3 protein-coding genes and 1 pseudogene are annotated in these 3,366 nt (G+C 50.7%); 2 read left to right on the top strand and 2 right to left on the bottom strand.

From position 1 onward, the window contains the following. Both ACTHSP_RS18975 and ACTHSP_RS18970 read right to left on the bottom strand, forming a co-directional pair. On the bottom strand, positions 1-617 hold a 617-nt coding region (locus ACTHSP_RS18975; RefSeq protein ID WP_440346678.1), incomplete at its 3' end, for a response regulator. 146 nt (positions 618-763) lie between these two features. Further along, a complete protein-coding gene (locus ACTHSP_RS18970; protein WP_049328898.1) occupies positions 764-1,330 on the bottom strand; it encodes an NADPH-dependent FMN reductase in 567 nt (188 codons plus the stop codon). A gap of 136 nt (positions 1,331-1,466) precedes the next feature. On the opposite strand from ACTHSP_RS18970, the pseudogene ACTHSP_RS18965 reads away from it, so the two are divergent. Together ACTHSP_RS18965 and ACTHSP_RS18960 are read left to right on the top strand one after the other, a co-directional pair. After that, a pseudogene (locus ACTHSP_RS18965) lies at positions 1,467-2,894 on the top strand (MFS transporter). 71 nt (positions 2,895-2,965) lie between these two features. Continuing rightward, positions 2,966-3,366: D-alanyl-D-alanine carboxypeptidase (locus ACTHSP_RS18960; RefSeq protein WP_440346677.1), on the top strand; the 401-nt coding region annotated here is incomplete at its 3' end.

The raw sequence follows: 3,366 nt of genomic DNA, 5'->3' as shown, positions 1-3,366 counted from the left end.
TCTTTGCCGAGTTTTTTGCGTAAGGCGTGAATCAGGAAGTCAACGGCGTTGCTTTCGACTTCTTCGCCCCAGCCGTAGATTTTATCTTCCAAATCGCTGCGCGACAGAATCATGCCCGGGCGCAGCAGCAGGGCTTGGAGGACGGCAAATTCTTTGTTGCTGAGCATGATGGCCTGTTCCTGCCCGACCACTTCTGCCTGATGGGTGGAAGGGTTGAGTGTGATGATGCCGTTGCTCAGCAGCGTTTGCGCCTGTCCGCCGTGTCGGCGCAATACGGCGCGCATACGGGCTTGCAGTTCTGCCATGTCGAAGGGTTTGACGATGTAGTCGTCTGCACCGCCGTCTAAGCCGTTGAGGCGGCTGTGCAAATCGTCGCGCGCGGTCACGATTAAGACAGGAACGGTACAGCCTCCGCTGCGGATTTGCGCCAATACGTCCAAACCGTCTTTGCCAGGCAAACCTAAATCCAAGAGCAGCAAATCGTATGCTTGCGCCGCCACTGCTGCGGTAACTTCCGAACCGCGGCTGACCCAATCGACAGCGTAGCCGGTGTCTTTCAGGTTGGCACTGACGGCTTGGGCAATCATGGCATCGTCTTCAACCAATAATACGCGCATGGAAGTTCTCCGGAGGGTGGGTGGATAGTGATTATAACTGCACTCAATTAGTAAAAATTTAGGAACTGTCGAAAAACTGATTTTTTGCAAAAGATGAGGCCGTCTGAAATTTTGTTTTTCAGACGGCCTGTATGTTTCAATCCTGATTATTTAGGGTTTTTCTCAATCAAGGCAACCAATTGGTCGATATAGCCTTGAACAAATCCACGCGCAGACTCGATGAGCTGGCCGTTGTCGTCAAACAGGGTAGGCGAGTTGCCGAGGAACACTTCCGGCTGGCCGGTCAGCGGCATATCGAAATACGAAAGGGCAAGGCGCAGATTTTTTTGCGCGCTATAGCCGCCCATTTTGCCGACTGAATGGCTGATGATGCCGGCCGGTGTTTTTTTCCAGGCAACATCGGCATTGGGTTTGGAACCGATGTCGATGGCGTTTTTCAGGCAGGCCGGTACGGTACGGTTGTTCTCAGAAGTCACGAACAATACGCCGGCCGAAGCTTTGATGGTTTCACGGAACTCGGTATAGCTGGACGGAGTAGGGAAGTCGGTAACGGCAGGATCGTCGTAGTCGAAGTTGTACAAAGGCAAATGGCCGATTTCGACGATTTGCGCTTCGTAGCCTTCGGGGAACATGGAAATGACGTTTTGTGCGATTTTTCGTGCAAACGAGCCTTTACGCAGGCTGCCGACCAAGATGCTGACTTTCTTTGACATGTTTTTCTCCTATTTAATAATAAAAATGAAAACGATTCTAAATTTTAGTGTTATCTGGGGAAGCGGTCAAGGTTTCAGACGGCCTGTCAAAACGGTTTATGCTAAAATAACGGTTTCGCTGATATTTCAAATTATTATGCACGCTTCTGATTCGCAAGAGGGCGAAACGGCACACGAATACTACGCCGACAATCCCGACTTTCCTGCTAAAACCATTGTCGCTACCTTATTCATCGGCGCATTTTTCGGCTATCTCAACGACACGCTGCTAAATGTCGCGCTCACGCCGATTATGAAGGATTTTGGTGTCGATAAGACTACGGTTCAATGGCTGACGACGGGCTTTTTGCTGGTCATGGGTGCATTTACGCCGATTACGGCAGGCGTGATTCAATGGTTTGAAACGCGCAAAATGGTGCTGTTTATGCAGGCAACGTTTTTAGCAGGATCGCTGATTTGCGCGTTTGCACCGACGTTTGGCGTATTGGTGGTCGGTCGGATGGTGTAGGCAGTGTCTGCCGCGTTCTTTGTCCCGCTTCTGTTTAACGGCGTATTGTCGATTTTCCCTCCCAACAGGCGCGGAACGTCGATGGGTGTGATTACCATGATGTTTACCGCCGCGCCTGCAATGGGGCCGACGCTGTCGGGCATCATTATCGACCATACGCATTGGCGCGTGCTGTTCGGTTTTACCGCGCCGTTTATGTTGGCGGCGATGGTGTTGGTGGGTAGATATTTGACGGTTAATTTAAGCAACATCAGCCGTCCGAAAATCGATATGTTGTCAGCTGTGCTGTCGATTGCGGGCTTCGGCGGGCTGGTTTATGCGAGTAGTAATTTTGCCCATATGCCGCTGCTGGAATTTATCCTGCTCTTTGCCGCTTCCGTTGTACTGGTGGGTTGGTTTGCGTACCGTCAATTCCGTTTGGCTACGCCGTTGTTGAACCTTCGTGCGTTTGAATACAAACAGTTCAGATATTGCGTTGTGATTTTGGCCGGTGCGATATTCCTGTTCTTGGGCTTGGAATTGATGGTGCCGATGTACACGCAGCAAGTGCTGATGCTGACCGGTACGGCAACCGGTTTGATCCTGATGCCTGCGAGTATTGCCCAAGCGGTTGCCGCGCCGTTGTTTGGCAAATTGTTGGACAAAAAGGGCGGACGTTTTGTCGTCTTGCCGGCAACAGTGATGCTGGTGGTGTCGCTGGCGGTATTGTGGCTGTTTCTGCGGATTGATACGCAAGTGGTAATGTTGACGGCGATGTTTACGCTGTTGGCGCTTTCCGTGTCTGCTTGTGTAACCGGCGAAACCCATGGTCTGAATGCGTTGCCGAAAACGCTCAATCCGCACGGCGCGGCGATTCTGACTACCATCAACCCGATTGCCGGTGCCATCGGTGCGGCGTTTTTTGTCGGTGCGACCAATATCGGTGAGAAACTTTCCAGCGCAGATATGCCGCAACAGGCAATGTTGGATGGTATTCATTTGGCGATGGGTTGCGCTTTGGTTATCGGTGTTGTGGTCGTCATGTTTGCGTTGCGTTTGAAAGCGCATCAGAAATAAATAAAAAGGCCGTCTGAAACGTTCAGACGGCCTAAGTACCTCGTAAGAATTTATAAGATTTTTGTAACATAATGAAGTTGAAAAGTATTTTATCAATCAGCCTGATGGTGGCGGTTTGTCCGTCATGGGCTTTGGATTTCGGGCGTATTCCTGAAAATGAAATTTCCGTTTATGTGCAGGAATTGGACAGCGGCAAAGTGATTGCCGAACACCGTGCCGATGAATTGCGCAATCCTGCTTCGACCATGAAGCTGGTAACGGCGTTTACCGCGTTTCGTATGTTGGGCGGCGATTATCGTTGGAAAACGGAGTTTAAAACCAACGGCTCAATCAAAGGCGATACACTGAAAGGCAATGTGTATTGGGTGGGGAGCGGCGATCCTGTGTTTGACCAGCATGATTTGGTGCAAATGCAGCAACAGATGCGCGATAAGGGCATACGCCATATTGACGGACATCTGATACTCGACCG

The organism is Neisseria sp. P0001.S005, from assembly GCF_051963715.1.
Note: the sequence above shows the minus strand (reverse complement) of the source record. Positions and strands in the feature narration are given on the sequence as shown.